This is a genomic window from Paenibacillus sp. NPDC055715 (genome assembly GCF_053617595.1).
In genome coordinates this window covers 170,787-188,163 of the sequence record NZ_JBSHGA010000003.1, presented here as the reverse complement: position 1 = coordinate 188,163, position 17,377 = coordinate 170,787, and the positions used below count along the sequence as shown (strand labels likewise).

General features: G+C 47.1%; 17 protein-coding genes, 2 pseudogenes and 1 other annotated feature. Of the genes and pseudogenes, 7 read left to right on the top strand and 12 right to left on the bottom strand.

Annotated features, from left to right (window positions below):
- Positions 1–174: 174 nt before the first annotated feature.
- Positions 175–693 carry a hypothetical protein gene (locus tag ACWGOO_RS07915; protein ID WP_452482263.1) on the bottom strand — a complete coding sequence of 173 codons (519 nt, stop codon included), beginning with the start codon at positions 691–693 and terminating at the stop codon, positions 175–177.
- Positions 694–884: 191 nt separating this feature from the next.
- Here ACWGOO_RS07915 and ACWGOO_RS07910 point away from each other — a divergent pair, with 191 nt between their 5' ends.
- Positions 885–1,820, top strand: a complete 936-nt coding sequence (locus tag ACWGOO_RS07910; protein WP_452482261.1) for a hypothetical protein — start codon at positions 885–887, stop codon at positions 1,818–1,820.
- 73 nt (positions 1,821–1,893) lie between these two features.
- On the top strand, positions 1,894–2,130 hold the full coding sequence (locus tag ACWGOO_RS07905; RefSeq protein WP_452482259.1) for an NHLP leader peptide family RiPP precursor: 237 nt from the start codon (positions 1,894–1,896) through the stop codon (positions 2,128–2,130).
- A gap of 98 nt (positions 2,131–2,228) precedes the next feature.
- On the opposite strand, the gene ACWGOO_RS07900 is transcribed toward ACWGOO_RS07905, so the two are convergent.
- The 3 genes from ACWGOO_RS07900 to ACWGOO_RS07890 all read right to left on the bottom strand — a co-directional run bounded on the left by ACWGOO_RS07900 (position 2,229) and on the right by ACWGOO_RS07890 (position 6,350).
- A complete protein-coding gene (locus tag ACWGOO_RS07900; RefSeq protein ID WP_452482257.1) occupies positions 2,229–4,118 on the bottom strand; it encodes an ATP-binding protein in 1,890 nt (629 codons plus the stop codon).
- Positions 4,119–4,771: 653 nt separating this feature from the next.
- Positions 4,772–5,473 carry a GNAT family N-acetyltransferase gene (locus ACWGOO_RS07895; protein WP_452482255.1) on the bottom strand — a complete coding sequence of 234 codons (702 nt, stop codon included), beginning with the start codon at positions 5,471–5,473 and terminating at the stop codon, positions 4,772–4,774.
- 16 nt (positions 5,474–5,489) lie between these two features.
- Positions 5,490–6,350: a carbon-nitrogen hydrolase family protein gene (locus ACWGOO_RS07890; RefSeq protein WP_452482253.1), complete on the bottom strand. Its 861-nt coding sequence runs from the start codon at positions 6,348–6,350 to the stop codon at positions 5,490–5,492.
- Between the two features lie 161 nt (positions 6,351–6,511).
- Positions 6,512–6,784, top strand: a binding site (T-box leader).
- An 85-nt stretch (positions 6,785–6,869) separates the two neighbouring features.
- Between ACWGOO_RS07890 and ACWGOO_RS07885 the strand changes: the two genes are divergently transcribed.
- Entirely contained in the window at positions 6,870–7,952 is a 1,083-nt protein-coding gene (locus ACWGOO_RS07885; protein WP_452482251.1) for a bifunctional 3-deoxy-7-phosphoheptulonate synthase/chorismate mutase, read from the top strand.
- Positions 7,953–8,337: 385 nt separating this feature from the next.
- On the opposite strand, the pseudogene ACWGOO_RS07880 reads toward ACWGOO_RS07885, so the two are convergent.
- Positions 8,338–8,538, bottom strand: a pseudogene (locus tag ACWGOO_RS07880) (MFS transporter); the annotation flags it as partial.
- A 138-nt stretch (positions 8,539–8,676) separates the two neighbouring features.
- Here ACWGOO_RS07880 and ACWGOO_RS07875 point away from each other — a divergent pair.
- Entirely contained in the window at positions 8,677–8,934 is a 258-nt protein-coding gene (locus tag ACWGOO_RS07875) for a YqkE family protein (RefSeq protein ID WP_025685196.1), read from the top strand.
- A gap of 44 nt (positions 8,935–8,978) precedes the next feature.
- On the opposite strand, the gene ACWGOO_RS07870 is transcribed toward ACWGOO_RS07875, so the two are convergent.
- Entirely contained in the window at positions 8,979–9,149 is a 171-nt protein-coding gene (locus ACWGOO_RS07870) for a hypothetical protein (protein WP_200893490.1), read from the bottom strand.
- 116 nt (positions 9,150–9,265) lie between these two features.
- Between ACWGOO_RS07870 and ACWGOO_RS07865 the strand changes: the two genes are divergently transcribed.
- A complete protein-coding gene (locus ACWGOO_RS07865; RefSeq protein ID WP_452482248.1) occupies positions 9,266–9,943 on the top strand; it encodes a peptidylprolyl isomerase in 678 nt (225 codons plus the stop codon).
- Between the two features lie 277 nt (positions 9,944–10,220).
- Here ACWGOO_RS07865 and ACWGOO_RS07860 read toward each other — a convergent pair whose 3' ends face one another.
- Positions 10,221–10,391: a hypothetical protein gene (locus tag ACWGOO_RS07860; RefSeq protein ID WP_452482246.1), complete on the bottom strand. Its 171-nt coding sequence runs from the start codon at positions 10,389–10,391 to the stop codon at positions 10,221–10,223.
- A 3-nt stretch (positions 10,392–10,394) separates the two neighbouring features.
- Entirely contained in the window at positions 10,395–11,828 is a 1,434-nt protein-coding gene (locus ACWGOO_RS07855) for an N-acyl-D-glucosamine 2-epimerase (protein WP_452482244.1), read from the bottom strand.
- Positions 11,829–12,020: 192 nt separating this feature from the next.
- Between ACWGOO_RS07855 and ACWGOO_RS07850 the strand changes: the two are divergent.
- Positions 12,021–12,169: pseudogene (locus ACWGOO_RS07850) on the top strand (SDR family NAD(P)-dependent oxidoreductase); the annotation flags it as partial.
- A gap of 240 nt (positions 12,170–12,409) precedes the next feature.
- Positions 12,410–12,622, top strand: a complete 213-nt coding sequence (locus ACWGOO_RS07845; RefSeq protein WP_452482242.1) for a hypothetical protein — start codon at positions 12,410–12,412, stop codon at positions 12,620–12,622.
- Positions 12,623–12,700: 78 nt separating this feature from the next.
- On the opposite strand, the gene ACWGOO_RS07840 is transcribed toward ACWGOO_RS07845, so the two are convergent.
- The 4 genes from ACWGOO_RS07840 to ACWGOO_RS07825 form a co-directional block, all read right to left on the bottom strand.
- On the bottom strand, positions 12,701–13,972 hold the full coding sequence (locus ACWGOO_RS07840; RefSeq protein WP_452482240.1) for a methyl-accepting chemotaxis protein: 1,272 nt from the start codon (positions 13,970–13,972) through the stop codon (positions 12,701–12,703).
- A 281-nt stretch (positions 13,973–14,253) separates the two neighbouring features.
- Positions 14,254–14,517 carry a transporter associated domain-containing protein gene (locus tag ACWGOO_RS07835; protein ID WP_452482238.1) on the bottom strand — a complete coding sequence of 88 codons (264 nt, stop codon included), beginning with the start codon at positions 14,515–14,517 and terminating at the stop codon, positions 14,254–14,256.
- A gap of 151 nt (positions 14,518–14,668) precedes the next feature.
- Positions 14,669–15,589, bottom strand: coding sequence for a PD-(D/E)XK nuclease family protein (locus tag ACWGOO_RS07830; RefSeq protein ID WP_452482236.1), 921 nt, complete (start codon positions 15,587–15,589; stop codon positions 14,669–14,671).
- A gap of 179 nt (positions 15,590–15,768) precedes the next feature.
- Positions 15,769–17,292 carry a copper amine oxidase N-terminal domain-containing protein gene (locus ACWGOO_RS07825; RefSeq protein ID WP_452482234.1) on the bottom strand — a complete coding sequence of 508 codons (1,524 nt, stop codon included), beginning with the start codon at positions 17,290–17,292 and terminating at the stop codon, positions 15,769–15,771.
- Between the last annotated feature and the right edge of the window lie 85 nt (positions 17,293–17,377).

Sequence of the window (17,377 nt, the reverse complement as noted above, 5' to 3'; positions counted from 1 at the left end):
TGGTCGGCTCAAAAGGCAAACAGCGCTTGACCTGGCCGTTTCGGTTCCAGCCGCTTTCCTCCAAGCGCGGTTCCAAAAGCACGCAAGAGCTTGGCTAATAGAAAAAGGGATGCTCATTCGTTGTGACAGAGCATCCCTTTTTTTGCGTAAAGGGTACATTTGTGAGTTTTGAGATTAGTGTTCGTTAGCCGAGGGTGAGGATGTACCTGCTCCCTGCCCCTGCTTCAATTTGGCTTCATGCGGTGCTCCGGACTTTCGGTCAAACGTAATGGGGCCTTTGCGATTAACCAACCGTTTCAGATCAACGGTCATTTCATTTTTCAGCTTATCAATCAGTTGCTCCTCCTTGATGCCTTTACTTTTGGCGATATCAACCAACGATTTTCCTTGTCCCAGCTCATTTTCCAAACGGGCAGGAGTGATGCCCAGAAGCTTGGCGACCTTCTCATTCAAATGGTGATTCCAGCCGCCTGGTCCTCTGCCGTGTCCATGTCTGTGAGCATGCCCATGTTCATGACGGCCCTGTGGTTCAGCATTCCGTTGAAGGGCTTTTCCTTGGCTTGAAGCGTTAGGAACGGGAGCTTGCAGTGGGTTACCCGGTTCAGCACCGGAAGCTCCGGCAACACCCGCAGTCCCATACATCATCACCCCTCCATATAGAATAGCAGCGGTCAATTTCCATTGGTTTTTCATGATGCAGACCCTTCTTTCGTCCTTTTTCATACTATATTTTCTCTTTCTGCTTCTTTTATTCATCCTACATATTTTCGCAAAATCGTTAATGTAAAAATAACAAAGTGTTGAAAATTGCAATCTGTTCTATAATGGCAGGTAACAACTAGATATCGCTATAAAATTATCCACAAGAGATGCAGGTGATAACGATGGAATGGTATTTTGCATACAAAGATGAATTGGAAAATGTTTTTCGTCAAGCGGAAGAACGGACGGCCGCGTTTCCTGCTCCATTTCAGAGCCAGGGCTTGGACTATCTGGCCCGTTTTAATCCGTTACGGGAGGACAGCACGCGTAACTACATATGCTACTTGCTTCCGTTCTGGCTGCAAGAACTCACCGGGCTGGCTCCCGAAATTTGCCGTAAGCTGGCTCTCGGCAACGTGTTCGTCATGGCTCATTATTTGATTCAGGACGATGTGATGGATACAGCAGCAGACAACCGAAAAACGCAACTCGCCTTAAGCCAATTGTTCTATACCGAATGTTTGGACGTATACCGGGACCTTTTTCCCGCGTCCTCTCCTTTTTGGACGTATGCCCGAACGTATATTGGTGAATGGGCCGTTAGTGTGACATCTGAGGGAACAGAGGACTATTTTCAGGAAGAACGACATCAGGTGGCGCTGAAAGCCAGTCCGTTAAAAATGGCTGGCACGGGTGCTTTGCTGCTCGCAGGGCGGGCCGATCTGATCCAGACCATTACAGATATGACAGATACAGCGCTGGTTGTACTTCAAATGTCGGATGACTGGGCCGACTGGTTGGAGGACTTGGAGGAAAATAGCTACAACTGCCTTTTGTCCCATATCAGCGCCGAGCAAAAGACGGCTTATCGCGAAGGACTGGAGCCGGAGCAGATTCGGGAGGCGATTTATGTACGCGGCGCGCTTGCCAGTTACGTGAGTATTGCCGATCAGGCGGTGCGGAAATTGGAAAATATGGAGCCGGACATCCCTAGCCTGCGCATGTTCACACGTTCTATCGCAGAAGAACTGGGTGAAGAGGCGGCAGAAATTGAAGCCGGACGTTCGCATTTGCGAAGAGGCGGACTGGATTTTTGGCTCTCCAAAAATATGAAATAATTCTAGGTTTTAATGTGATTTTGTGGTATGCTGGCTAGGTAAATATAACCAATTGAATGAGAGGGTGATTTTGATGGCTACTGAAGTTCTTCAAACACAAGTCATTCAAAAAGCGTGGGAGGATCCCAGCTTCAGAGAAAAACTGATTACAGATCCCAAATCTGCAATTCGTGATGTGTTAGGAGTCGTTATCCCCGATCATATCCAAATCAAAACGTTAGAGGAAACACCCGATCAGTTTTATCTGGTCATCCCTCCAGACCCTTCCGGCGTACTCGCTACATCCCGGAAACCACGCTCCATGTGGTAAATTGTTTTTTGTAGCTTATTGGTTTTGTAATTCTTGAACACCATGCGGGTGGGTTCAGCAAGCTTCCTTCCGTTCTCCCTAGCACAAAAAGCCGGAAATTATCCGACTACGGGGAAGCGGATGGTCGCTTCTGTTCCCACTCCTTTTGCACTTGTAAAAGTTATTTTGCCGTTCATCGTTTCAATAATCCGAAAGGTCACCATCATGCCCAAACCTGTGCCTTTGGTCTTATTGGAAAAGTAAGGCTCACCCAGTCTGGATAAGGCCTGCGCGTCCATTCCTTCGCCATTATCCCGAATATGAATAACAGCTTCTCCGTTCTCCACATAAGCCCATATATGAATATGACCCTGATCTCGCAACGCTTCAATGCTGTTTTTAATAATATTGATGAACGCCTGCTTGAACTTGGAGGAATTCCCCCGAACTTTGATTTCTTGAGGAATATCCAAAGAAATTTTGCCGCATTGCAAATTAGCCATCGGACTGATGATTCCTTCAATATGCTTAAATTCATCCAAGATGGACAACGTTTTGGTGTGCTCAAATTCAGGCTTGGCAAATGTCAGAAAATCGGTGATAATCCCGGAAGCACGATCCAGCTCTTCCAGCGCAATATGCAGATAGTTTTTGTTTTTGCCGTCCTCCTGCTTGCTCATCAACTGGAGAAATCCACGGGTAACTTGAAGCGGATTGCGTACCTCATGAGCTACAGATGCAGCCAGATCGCTAATAATCTCCATTTTCTCCGAACGTTGAAGTTCATTATTGAACATCTCCAGCTCTCTGGAATACCGAACCACCTGCTTATGCTTTTCTGCCAGCCTTCTGCCCAAAATCGCAATCAGCGCCAGCACAAAGCCGAGCACGCCCCATTTCCACATAAACATATTGTAGTGTCCGTCCCTGATGAAGAACCAGGTCAGTTCACCGATGGAAATGACTGCGAAAAAAGCAAAGCCAGTTGATAGAATGATTGCTTCGTGGTCCCCTTTGATCGCCATACGGACTGAAGCAAACGCCAGCAGTACGAGTAAAGCCACGAGCAATATGCTCAGCACGCTTACACTGAAAAAATAATATACATCGTTTAACCTCTCCTGTGCTCCCCAATTTACAATCATCATCATGAAGCAGAACAAGGAGTAAGCTGTCAGCACTTTTCGAAATCTGCGAATCAGTATAATTGAACTTATATTTTGTTCAAAAAAGTAGGCTAGTGAGGGCAGGAGAATAAACAGTCCTACATCAAAAAGCTGTAAATAGAGCTCGCCGTAGCTGCGATAGAACGTATACAGGAAAGGTGAATACGTCACGACCATCAGACCAATTGAAAGCACAATTGCGCTTAGGGACAGCCACATTGCCATGCTCGTACGGAATAGAAAGAATGAGCAGATCAGCAATACCAGAGCTATAAAAATAAAGGTGCTCCCCAGTACAATATCCAGAACATCCATTCTGACCAAAGTCCCCAACAAATCACGATAATCACCAGTCATCACATTTCCGATAATGCCCAGTCTGTTCTTGCTGCTTTCCGTCCATATGTATAATGTTTTACCGCTGTCTTCCGGTCTAAGCGGGATCAGAATACGATTATTTTCATAATCGTACCCGCGATAGGACTCGTAGAAATTGATGCCGTCCTTATACAGCGCAATATGTCTGCCATAAATATTTCCAAAAAGCACCGCCGACATTTCATCATTCAGCGATGGCAGCCGAATACGAATCCAGGCAGAGCCAGTGTTCGCGGGCTGCTTGGGCAACTGTGAATCAGCATTAATATGCATCCAAACTTTGCTTGGATCCCGCACCTCATCAAGTGATCCATCCTCCCCTTCCACTCCCCATCTCATATCCCAGGAGGGTATTCGGTATTCCATTTCGGAGGTCGTTTTGGCTGCATAGGCGGGTAGGCCTATCGACAACAGTATTACAATAACCGCCAGCAGGGCGGCGACAGCTTTGGGCACAAGCCTCATGTTAAGCACCTCAAAGTTACATAGTAGGATTTACAAGCTTGTATACGCTCTATCATTTTTCAACATCCTGAAATAATATTATTCTATACGATGATGTTCATACCTTCTTCATAAGAAGTATATCATGTTATTTTTACTCACTTTTTGTCAAATATTCATATTTTTTATGATCATCCCTGCTTACATGGCTTCATCTGTTCTCTAAGGCCAATCCATGGTTCGCACTCTTCACCCTCATATTATCGTCCAAATATCCGAAAATAAATAACCGCGTATTTCTACCATTTCAATTCCTATCCCTCCATGTCCTCTTTATCATATCACAGCAGTTACATGATTTTAACCTCGTACAGACACACTAACCCCAGATTTAATCGTTCTGCCGTTTGAGTAAAGTCGGAATAAGCAATAAACTAACAAAGGAGCTAGAGCACGATAGCAAACCAAGATCATAGAAGCTCGCAGTAGGCTGAACGAGGCAGGTTTTAGGTCTCCATCGGCTTGTACACAGACTTGCTCCTTACCGTTTATTTGACGGGGCCGAACCCACCATAAAAAGTAACGTACTTATTTCCATGGTATTAGCAGTATGGCTTGAATTCTGGACGCAAAAACCTTGCTACCATTTTCATGCTAGGTTTGCGAACGAGAGATCATGATCGTTTATTTAGTGTTGTAGTGATGTAGTGATCGGTATGAAACGGATTTCGCCATTCCATCAAGGCCGCATAATTACGCGATTGTTCATCATCCAGATAATTGGGCATGATACAAACAGGCACCCGCCCGCAACGAAGCAGGAACGTTAACACCGGGTCCTTGAGCTCGCCGGATACCACGGCATCTACATACGCTTCGGCGCTTAACTGGTCTGCATGATGCTGATAACCGGGCATACGTCCCGCGCCCAGCAAACGATCCAGTCCACGCTCAATGACGAGATGGTATAAGGAAAAAATAAGCCATTTGCCCAGACCCAGTCGACGGTATGAGGGATGGACAGCCAGATCAATGACATACAGTGCCTTACCGTCCTCGCGGTGGGTACGGATGTAACCGTCGCCTGCAACTTCCTCCCACGTATGTTGGGGATGCTCGGGGTTATAGTGCATCAGCAGGCTGGTCACCGAGCCAGCCAGTTCCCCCTCGATTTCAACACACAGCGCCCCTTCTGCAAAATGCTCAACCTGACTGGCAATCTGCTCCCGGCTCCACAACAGCTCCTGCGGATAGGGTGGCGGAAAGCTCTCCTGCTGAATATGCAGCAGCCCCACATAATCGGCTATGGAATAATTACGGATGACCGCTCGCAGCGGGCGATCTCCATCACAGACAAACCATTCTTTGCGATACATGACGCCCTTCCTTTCGTTAGCTCCAGTCTGTGTACAAATCTGTTCGGCGGTCACGCCATGTGGTCACTGAGCCGCGCTCGCGCACATCATACAACAGTTGCAAATCAAGATCCGCGGTGACAATCATATCGTTGTTTAGCTCACCTTCCACCATAATGCCGCGTGGCGGAAATGGAATATCATTCGGTGTAATGACTGCCGCCTGTCCATAGTTGGCCCGCATAAAATCAACCGTAGGCAAAGCGCCTACCGTGCCTGTCAAAACCACATACACCTGATTTTCAACCGCTCTGGCGTGGCTTGTATATCGAACCCGGTAAAAACCGTGGCGATCATCTGTACAGGATGGACAGAAAATGATATCTGCTCCCTTCGCCTTGGCCATGCGTACGATTTCGGGAAATTCAATATCATAGCAGGTCAGCATCGCTATTTTACCCCTGGATGTCTCAAACACATTCAGCCCCTCGCCGGGAGCCATATTCCATTCTTGCACCTCAGTCGGTGTGATGTGAATTTTGTCTTGTGTGACTACGCGTCCGTCCGGGTAAAACAAGTGCGCCGTATTATACAAACGTTCGTTTCGTTGCACCACATGGGTACCGCCGATGATATGCATCCCGGTCCGGTGGGCGAATGAAGTGAATAATTCAAGATAACGATCTGTAAAATCCGGCAGGTCGTTAATGGTCAGGGCCTTGCCTTGACTATCACCAATCGACATGAGCTGGGTCGTAAAAAACTCGGGAAACAGAACAAATTCCGCACCAAATTCCTCGGCTGTTTTGATATAATGCTCCGATTGAAGGGCAAATTCTTCGAACGAATCAATCGTATGCAGATGGTATTGAACCGCCGACACTCTGATTTTGCTCATAATTCCTCCTTGTACATAACGTCTTTTAAATGGAAAGGGATTCTCGTTGCTGTTCACATTATAACCGATTCAAAACCGGGCGAGAATCGAACCTGACAAACAGGTCTTGCCTTCTGCACCTACTTTGTTTAAAATAAGGGCAACTCTTTTGAATTACATAAACAAAGACATGGACGGAGACAAGTAAACGTCTAATCGGATTTCCACAGAAAGGTACGAATTGCTGAGAGCGTACCGAAATCCCGCGTTGAAATTCACTCCCGAGTCGAGCCTTGAACCAGCATAAGGATTCATTTCTTATCTGCACTAGAGGTTTCCGGAAGCCCCCGTTACGGGCATCAAGCTCAGAAATTGCTACTGTCGGCTGGAATGACGTTAACGACTTGTATGTATACTTCTGTAATTAGGGTGGTACCACGGCATTCGTCCCTTGCGGCGAGTGCCTTTTTGTGTTTTTTTCGAAAAAAGCTCTGCTGATTGACAGAAAAGACAATTTTTATTCGGGAAAGGATGTTATTTATGTCGACAAATGAAAATTCTTTGGAGCTGCTGCGGGAACAGCTCGATGCTACCAACCTGCAATTGCTGGAGCTGCTATCGCAGCGTGCTGAGCTGGCTGGACAGCTTGGTAAATTAAAAGAAGCTCAAGGGGTGCCTGACTTTGATCCGGTACGCGAGCAACAAATGCTGGACAAGCTGATCGCTGCTAACCGTGGACCGTTCGACGACGCTACGATCCGCCAGTTGTTCAAAAATATTTTCAAGGCTTCCCTGAACTATCAAAAAGAAGAACACAAAAAGCATCTGATCGTCAGCCGCAAAAATCAGCCGGATAGCACGGTCATCAATGTTAAGGACACACTCGTTGGCGGCAAAGCCTCCGTTATGGTTGCAGGTCCCTGCTCGGTGGAAAGCTACCAGCAAACCCGTGAAGTCGGGGAAGCTCTGAAAGAGGCGGGCGTTCCAATTCTTCGTGGTGGCGCGTTCAAGCCGCGTACGTCTCCGTATGATTTCCAGGGACTGGGCGTTGAGGGTCTGCAAATTCTCAAACGCGTAGGTGATGAGCTGGGACTGGCTACAATCAGTGAAATCGTCGATCCAAGACATTTGGAAGAAGCAATTCAATACATCGATATCATTCAAATTGGTGCGCGTAACATGCATAACTTCGAACTACTCAAAGCTGCGGGCGAAACAAGAACTCCGATCCTGCTCAAACGCGGACTTGCAGCGACAATGGAAGAATTCCTTCATGCTGCGGAATACATCGTTTCCCGTGGCAACACGCAGGTGATGCTGATCGAACGCGGTATTCGTACGTATGAAAAATGGACACGTAACACGCTGGACATTTCCGCTGTGCCGATTTTGAAAAAGGAAAGCCATCTGCCTGTTCTAGTCGACGTGACCCACTCCACAGGACGCAAGGACATCCTAGCCCCTTGTGCCAAGGCCGCACTTGCTGCTGGAGCTGACGGGATCATGGTGGAAGTCCATCCGAACCCGGCAGTCGCTTTGTCCGATGCCCAGCAACAGCTGAATATTCCTGAATTCCACAACTTCCTGTCCGAAGTAAAAGAATCCGGTTTGTTCAAAGTGTAGTATAACGCTTTCATCTTTTTGATTTATGATATAGGATTGTGACTGATCATGCAGGCAAAACCTAGATACATGTATGCTCAATTTCTTTTTGAAGCATAATGTATTTAGGTTTTTTTATACCTAAAATTAGATATAAAACCATATGTGAAAGTTCAGAAGGGGAAAAGAAAATGGAAGCTAAAGCGACGAAGGCTAGAACAGCTATTACGACCGATGAAGAAGTCGATGATATGAATTCGGTTATTCGCTTTCTTCTCTATTCCAAAGAATGATTTATCCGGTACGGTAAGTTCTACAGTTCCCGCAGAAGTACAAGACAATGGAAAGCATCAGCTAAAACATTACCAACGTGTGATTGTAACTGTAAAATAACGAACGGAACGTCCAATGAAAAGGCATAACCTGTTTTATCCTCAGGCGAACCTGTTCTGACCCATGCGATGGCGGCAGGAATAAACCCGGAGAGCAGACCCTGAAACAGCCGTACCCCTACGAACACATACGGATCAGCCACAAAGGCACATATTAAATATAATACCGCCAGACTAAAGCCTGAACGAATCAGCATCGGCTTCCGTCCATACTTATGATGCTACACGTCCCTTCTCCTCATTCCATTATTATCCTCTAAATTAGAAAAGCCCACAGCAAACCTCACCCTTCAACCGTGGAACAACCATGCAGAAGCTGATATAATCGAATGGAATGGAATGGAGTTGATGACATGGCTAAAAAAAGAAATTCGTCTTCCCCCGCTCCTGCGGCTCAGGACAAACCTGCAACGTTAAAAGATCTGTTGAGTCAGGACGTGCTGAATAAGCTCAAGGCTCAGGCCAATGAAGCCCAGGCAGAGCAGGACAAACGTAAGGAAGACGAACGGCAGCGTGCCCTCGAAGCAAAAAAAGCAGAACAGAAGAAGCTGGACAACAACTTCGAGCATCTGCTGAATAACAGCAATCTGGACTGGCACAAATATAAATAGGCCAAAACCATCCCGGTTTTGGCCTATCTCCACGCTTGATTATATTATAGCCAATCACGGATGTGTTGTACCGAGTACAGCACCCCTACCCAAACCGGCAGACTGAACGCCATCCCCCATATGAGGCCTTTAGCCAGCTTTTTGTCTACCTCCACCATGATCCTGCCCCTTTCCTTGGGAATAGCAGCAGTATGGGTCAAGAATACGGTATTCAAACCCGTATTTCCTTATCCCCACAAAAAAAGGTATGATAGAAAACGGAAGAGTGCTCTGCGCTGCCCTAAACTATAATTTAGGATTTTACACTTCTAACCTTTCAGGAGGAATACAAATGATCCGAAAAACGATACGTCCCTGGTATATGCTGTGCCTGCTGGCTACCATGCTCGTGCTGGTTGCCGGATGCGGCACAAAAGCGACAGATGTTGAAGCCGCAAGCCGGACAAGCAGTACAACCCCTGCCGCGACTAAAGACAAAAGTAAACCTGTTTCCCATCCTATCGTCACGATTGTCATGAACGACGGTAAAAAGATTAAACTTGAGCTGTACCCGGAAGTAGCACCGAACACTGTTAACAATTTCATTTCCCTGGTGCAAAAGGGCGCTTACAACGGTACGATCTTCCATCGTGTCATCCCCGGCTTCATGATTCAGGGCGGTGACCCGCAGGGTAACGGTACAGGCGGCCCCGGCTACAGCATCAAAGGCGAGTTCAAGAGCAACGGTGTCAATAATACGCTCAAGCACACGCGCGGCGTACTATCCATGGCCCGCTCAGCGGATCTGGATTCAGCCGGATCGCAATTTTTCATCATGGTTGCGGATGCGGATTACCTTGACGGTCAATACGCTGCTTTCGGCAAAGTAACGTCTGGATTGGACGTAGTAGATGCCATCGTGAACTCCAAGCGTGACAGCAATGATAAACCCATCAAACCAGCTATGATGAAAAAAGTAACCGTGGACACGCTGGGTAAGAAATATCCGGCTCCAGTCAAAGTAAAGTAAGATTATATCGGCCCTGTGCGTATGCATGGGGCCGTTTTACATGTTCTACAGAGATGTTTATCGTGTTCCACTGTAATGTTTATTTGGCTGCTGCCTCTGTGATGTAGTAAGAGTATATACACAAAAGAGAGCGTTTTCAATTATTATTTTTAAAGCTTTTTCACTGTTACAAGGGCCTGTCAGCGTTCGACAAAAGAAGCACTGAAAGAGATACTGTATGAACAGTATAAGCCGTCTAATTGAATTTGGTTTCTACCGAACGAATACCTTCCATCTCCTAAGGCAGCGACAGCACTTCCTCCACTCCCTCTGACCGGGACAGCTTTAAAGCCATATGAATATTGAACTGCTCGCCGTTATTGATGCGCTCGGCGTAAAAGCTGTGAGTAGACGGAGTAGCAAGCTGATAAAACCGGCTATGGAGCAAGGACTGTGCTGCCAAACCCAAATATTAAGGAACTTGCACTTCGTGCTCCGGCAGATTGTGATGTGCCTTCCTTCCCTTGAGCAGCCCTAGCTCCGGTGTATCCTGTACCCCTTCAAATCTCAGGCTGAGCGCCCTCGGCGGCAAATTACGTATACGTAGCAGTAGACGATTACCGTCTGCCGCTGCGTCCACAAGCTCTAATGGTCTCAGCGAATCGTTCCTGCCTGTGCGAATCAGATCGCCCGTTGCACCAGCCAAACTCTCCCGGCTCCAGACACGCAGCTCATTCACAGACGGCACGGCAATCCGCTTGCTGAAAGAAACGACCACCTCATCTGAGTTCGACCTTTCTGCACGGAGCGGGATGGGCGGCTCATCGTACATATAGCCACCCAAATGGTATTCGTAGGCGGTCCAAGCGTCATAACCGCCCTTCAGAGCGGCAGCCCCGAACTGCCGGGTCCATTCGCGGTCCCGAACCATACGCGCGAGTGAACCGATATCCGCCTGCACCCCAAGGGGCAGATTCGGATAAGCGGCGCGTACCGCCTGCGTTATGCGGGCGTAGCCGTCAATATAATGCGGCGGCAGGCGGCGGCGCATCCAATCCGGCCAATGGGTCTGGAGCACATGCATATCCGGGGCTACGCACCCGATCATCGCTACCGCGTCCAGACCCTGCCATTCCCGTAGCTGGCCGGGCACATCGCCGCGTCCGTTCACAGCCAGCGACCACGTCGCCACGCAGATGTCCGGCCGGACATCACGCACGCCGCCTGCGCCGTTCACCAGCTCGCCGATCAGCGCGTTCACGGCGTCCACGCGCAGATCGACCCACTGCGCGTACAGCTCAGGGACCTTCCGGTAGTAATTCCGCGCATGCTTGTCGCGGAAATCCGGAATGTCCTCGCCGCTGCGCTCACGGAAGGCCCGTCGGGCATGCGGCCCGATATCCCCGTACACTCCACTGCGCAGCCCGTTCCATTCGGGAAAATAAGGCTCCGCCACCTCGAACCCGTCGAACGGAATGTCGGTGACCAGCCGGGCAGCGGCTTTCTTTTTCCAATCCACATACTCCTGTGCAAAATGCGAAAGCCGCTGAAACCCGTCATTCGGTTCGCGCAGCAGCTCCATACGCCATCCCTTCCACTCTGGCGGCAACTGTGATACGCCAAAGGAACCATTGCCAAGCACCATCGCCCATACCGCGATTTCCCTGCGTTGAAAGGCCGCAACGAGCGCTCCATCCACTTCATTTTCACGCACAACAAAATAATGAACGGTCTGGTAGCCTGCAAGTGCGATTTCATCGGCTATACTGTCCCGCGAACGGTTGGCGTAATAGGGAAACAACGGATCTATTTGAATACTGGGGCCGCTCAGCGCCCACGGCTTTATTTTTCCGGTCAGGGCTATAGATTCTGTTCGTTGTGTCCCGTCATTACCGTTATAGCTCAATTGAATCCACCTCCGTTCCCCGTCTTCTTCGATATATGCTCCTGCTGGTTCGCCTATGTTACCATACTTCGCAAAATCCGTGAAATGCAGACTTACAGACGGAAATGCAGTACATACTATTTCACCATCAGCAATCAGAGGTATTGGAATAACGAGTCAGGTTAGCTTATGACGGATGAGGAGGAGGAGTCAATGGCAGAGCAGAGATTGCAAGGAAAGATAGCGGTGGTTAGTGGTGGAGATTCAGGCATCGGCAAGGCCGCGCAATTCGGTTTGCAGAGCAAGGTGCCAAAGTGGTCATGCTGGAGCGTACACCCAAGTACGCAGAGGAAACGAAAGCAGCTTCGTCACATACCAAATATTCAGAGTCACCTCTGACAGAATAAGCATGGCAATCAGAAACCAGTGAATACCCTCGCTTAACGACTTATGCGACCGAATCAGACCCCGAGTCAGCCAAAGTAGTAAAGTACATAAAATAAGCCCTAGTACAGCCCTTTGTCTCGTTTTCTGAATCCTATTTTATACCAGAAAAACAAATGTGTTATGATAAAAGATATCATTTTCAAAGGAGACTTCTCATGCCCATTAATCGCCGTTTGATCACAGATCAGGACTTCACCGAGGCGTTGGAACGTCATCTTCGTGTCCGCATATTTCAGGATGACCAGTTGATTGGTTCGGGCGGAGTCATTATCCGTTTTGACGATCAAACCATAGTCGTGCAATCCAGTGTCAGTGATTTGGCCTACCATCCCAGAAAACAATGTGAGTTTTTTGAAATTAGAAAATAGCCGCAATACACCGGAGAACCATTTTGCTTCGTTTTCCGGTGTATTGCGGCTACACTTACTTTTATGATAGGTTGCCTTCTACAACTGCATTCCACGTGTTTTCATCATGAGCTTGTTCGTAAGCACTTTCAAGTCCTCGGAAGAAGCCGAAATTTCCTGCATAATAGCCGTTTCCTCATGAGCGGCGGTATAAATCTTGTGCGCACCTTCCGAGAAGGCCCCTGACATTTGCTGAATACGATTGATCTGCTCGAAGGTTTGATCTACCCGATTCGTCTGCTCCGTCACAGCTTCTTCCATTAAGCGAATACCTTCAACAAATTCACGCACAATGGAGTTCAAACGACTCAACGTCTGATCCACCGAGCTTGTCCGTTCCGCCTCAGCGCTGACCAGTGATGTTTGCTGGTGCATTAATTGTACCGTTTCCACAATTTGCGACTGCACACGGCTAACGATGGCATTGATTTGCTGCACCGATTCCGTACTTTGTGAAGCCAATGCGCGAATCTGGTGAGCAACTACGGCAAATCCGTTACCTTCTTCTCCGGCACGTGCGGCTTCAATGGAGGCGTTCAGCGCCAGCAAATGAGTTTGTTCCGCGATACCCTTGACGGTGCTTGTAATCGCTTCAATTTGTGAAGCTTCCTTTTCCAGTCGTGCAATCACCTGCTGCGAACGACTATGCGAAGCAGTCAGCTCCCCCATTCCCTCCATCAGGGATGAAAATACCGTCTGCGTCAAATCGACCGAATGCTCCATGTGGCCTGACAGTGCCAGCATATGGCCTGATTTGCTGCGCATCATTTTAAAATCGCCCAACATTCGATCCGCTGTTTCAATAGATTGGGCAGACGCATGCTTTTGCTGCTCTACGCCTTCCAAAATATCCTCCACCACCGAAGACATGGACTCAATCTGTGCCGTAGCCTGTACAATAGCCGAACTAAGGTTTTCCGCGTTTTGCGAAGTCGCTCTTGAGCTGTACGATATCTCGTTAAACATATCTTTGATATTCAGCATCATGAGCCGGAATGCATCATAGAGCACCTTGATTTCGTCATCTGAACGACGATCCGGAATGACAACCGACAGATTCCCTGCCGAAGCTTCCTCTGCCGCCTTTGCCAGTCTAACAATCGGACGTGTGAGAAGTTTGGAGATCAACCACCCCAAAATGCCACTCCACAGAACGCCCATTAACAGAATGATTGAGATATATAGCCATTCCTGTGTACCTTGAACAAACCAGTCCTTGAGCACAAAAATAAAAAAAGCGCTTGTTCCATAGGTTATTGCAGAAATAGCGACAAATGCAGCAACCATTTTCGTACCTAGTGACATTTTCATGTAATGTAGCCCACCCCAAAAAACTCGAATTTGATTCCATTTTACCATATAATTGCTACAATTCTAGTAGTATTTTTCACAGAAAACCGTATTTATGAGCATAAAGATAGAGAGACTTTAGGCCCTCTACCTTAACAGCCAAAATAACATATATCAGACATCAGCGTGCATCAAAAAAATGGACGAACCGCACTGCTGCTTGTTTTACAGGTCATTCTTCACCTATTAAACCATTGATTTGAAGGCACTCAACCATTCCATTATTTATAATTATTGTCATTTCACTGTTCACTTGCTGTTTTTTTGATTGCTTCAATTGTGTCTATTTGGTGACTGTTTTTTTCCAGTACGGTAAACTCCCATAAACCTACAGTCATCCTCTCTCCCTGTCGGATATCAAAATGCCCTGAAAGCATCCAGCCGCCAATCGTATATACGTCCCCGGCCTCCATATTCGTCTCCAAACGCCGATTGACTTCATGAATGAGCGCTTGCGAGAGGGGTTGCATATCCTTCGGATAGTGCCAAACGCAGCTCTGCCTCACTGAGAGCCGCATCTTCCTCGGTAAATTAGAGAGCGGTTTCAATAAATAGAAGAATGACAGATATCCCATCAAACTGTAACAAGTTTTTCATGATATCAATTCCTTCCAAGAAGAGTATGCGCTCTATCCATAAGAATCTTTAACGCCCACCTTACACCGCTCGGTATTTGCACACCTCCCGAAAATTACAGCCTCCGCACGCTCTGCGTGATGGCATCGGCGTGAAAAAGGACTCGGATTTCGGTCTGTTATAGTAATCGTCATCGAGACAGGACTTCATCTCCTCGATATATCGCCCGACATGGGTAACAACCTTGTCGATATCCTCCTGCGTGGGACGGTACACCTCATGTTCTCCCGTCATTAGATACTCCACACGCACCTCGATCTTATCCAGCGGAAGCTGATAGTGCTCCTGCACATAGGAAGCATACAAGAATAGTTGGTCGGAGAAGTCGCCTTCCTTGCCTGTTTTCCAATCTACAATAACCATGTCTCCGTTACCTCTACGGTAGAGCAAATCCATTTTGACATAGACCTTCGTCTCGTGAAGCAGCATCGTATCCCATTTTTCCACCTCGACGATTCGGGCCTCATCCTGCTGCAACTCACGCCAAACGGCAGTACGGTACAGATTGTGCACTACCGTATACTGTCGCTCCTTGATCCGGGCAATTCGTTCCGGCAGCACTTCGTCATCATAATAAATTTCAGCGAGCATGATGCGATTTTTGGGGTCCTGCTGCCATAGCTCACGTTGTTGCAGCGATTCCTTGTAGCTGTCATTCAGCATGTTCTTCATCGCTGTCTCCAGGTACGCCGGACGTGGAACAGCGCCTTTTTCCATCCAACCACGTATGACCGATTCACACATTTGATGCGTAATATTCCCGAATAACATATATAAGTTGCTCAACTGCTTGAGCCGATACAACGTAACCTGCTCTTCACTGCCCTGTGTAGGGTTCCAGCCGTTATGCGAGCCGTAATAATGATAATAGTATTTGCGTAGGCATTCATCGAACGTTTGGGCCCTCGATTGTGAATAGGACCAGGACGGGTACATAGCCATGACAGGCCCTCCTTCATTAAAAATTCCATAACTCCATTATAACGCAAACCCAAGCTGTATCGGCCCGTAAAAAAGTACAACAAAAGAACCGGCTCCTGATCGGACCGGTTCCTGTCCATACCTGAATCACTCCATGCACTAGCAATGCAAATTGGAGACAGGTATGTTAAATGTATTTCTTAGTCGCGTTTCAGCTCATACTCACCAGCACTGTTACGGGTTACTGTGGCACCAAGCGCCTCGGCAACCGATTTGAAAGGAACATACAACGTACCATATTTATCCGTATATGGTGCTTGTGTCAGCGTTAATGTGCTTCCTTCCAGTGCAACCTGTTTGGAGCCGCTTTTCAGCTTGAGGGTCTTACCTGTAATATCATCCACAACTGTAATTTGTTTAGCTGCTGCATTCCATTTTAATTCGGAACTCAGTTCAACTGCCAGATCACGCAGTGGAATGAAAGCAGTACCTTTACGATTCACCAGCACATAATAATCGTCCTTAGGATCGAAGGTTGTTTCTACTTTTGTAATTTTCAAATCATTTTTTAAAATATTATAGATCGGAGAGTTTGCTTCAAAATTGCGAAGTGTCGCTCCCGGCGTAAGTTCCGCTTGTTTATTCAGGTCGATCACACCATTAGAGATATCTACCTTGTCGGCTGTTACACTACCATTTACGTTCCAGGATTGAGTTTCTGTAACAATCGAGAAAGACTTCACTGGAAGACTATCTACTTCTGGCAAAGCAACCGTCAGGTCTGACAGTGATTTACGAACATTTCCTTTTTCATCAAAATACATATCGGTTTTTAGAACCGTGTTGGAACTCAGAACCGTTTTAATTTCAGGAGACTGTGCATATAAAGTGCTTACGCCTACATCATACTGAGCAACGGCCAGATCCAAATACTTTTTAACCTCAGTATAAGCCTTATTGACCAGTTTTTCCTTGTTCATGTTGAGTTCGCTTGTGACTTGATTAGCACCTTCAACATTCATGCCGGAAGCGATATTTTTAGTAAAATCAATCACTTGCCCGATCAGTTCTTTCAAGCCTGTCTCGTCCTTGGCCAGATTGGTCAGGAACGGTTTCGCCAATGTAACCAGCTCATCGCCACGAAGTTCAGCATGCAAACGAGTCAGCTTCACTTTGTCTTTCTCACCATAAACTTCTTCGGTTACAGACGTTGCAGAGAGGGCCGAAGGGTTAGGAGCATGCTTGAGTACAAGTGCTGCGGCTGTTTTCGTCAGATCTCTTACATCTTTGGAGTATGCATAAGGATCAAATCCGGCAGGCAGACCGCTCAAACTCTCCTGCGAGTTCAAAGATATGTAATAAGGTTTTTTGGCACCTTCCAGTTGAATAGCCGCACCTTGGCGGTCCAAAGCAATTTCAAACGGCAAATTATATTTGTCGATGTGCAATGTACCCTTGGCGGAAGCGAGTTCCTCCGATTGTACCTTGGCTTCATCCACAGTGACCGAAATGGAATTGATTAAATTAACAATTTCCTGATCTCCTTGCGTAATGCCTTCTTTTGGAGTCAATTTAAGAGATATCTTCTCCGTTGACTGCTGGGATTTCACATCAAGTGTGCCCAAAAGATTTTTACTTACATCAAATCCTCCTACTGCCTGGCAACCCGTCAAAGCTACCATTAACAGAATAAGAGGGACGGCAATCCATTTTTTTATATTCATATTAATCCCCTTTCAAGATATTACCGTTATCTCTTCTATTATCTCAGTGTTAATACACATTGTAAATAAGTAGAATGAAAAAATA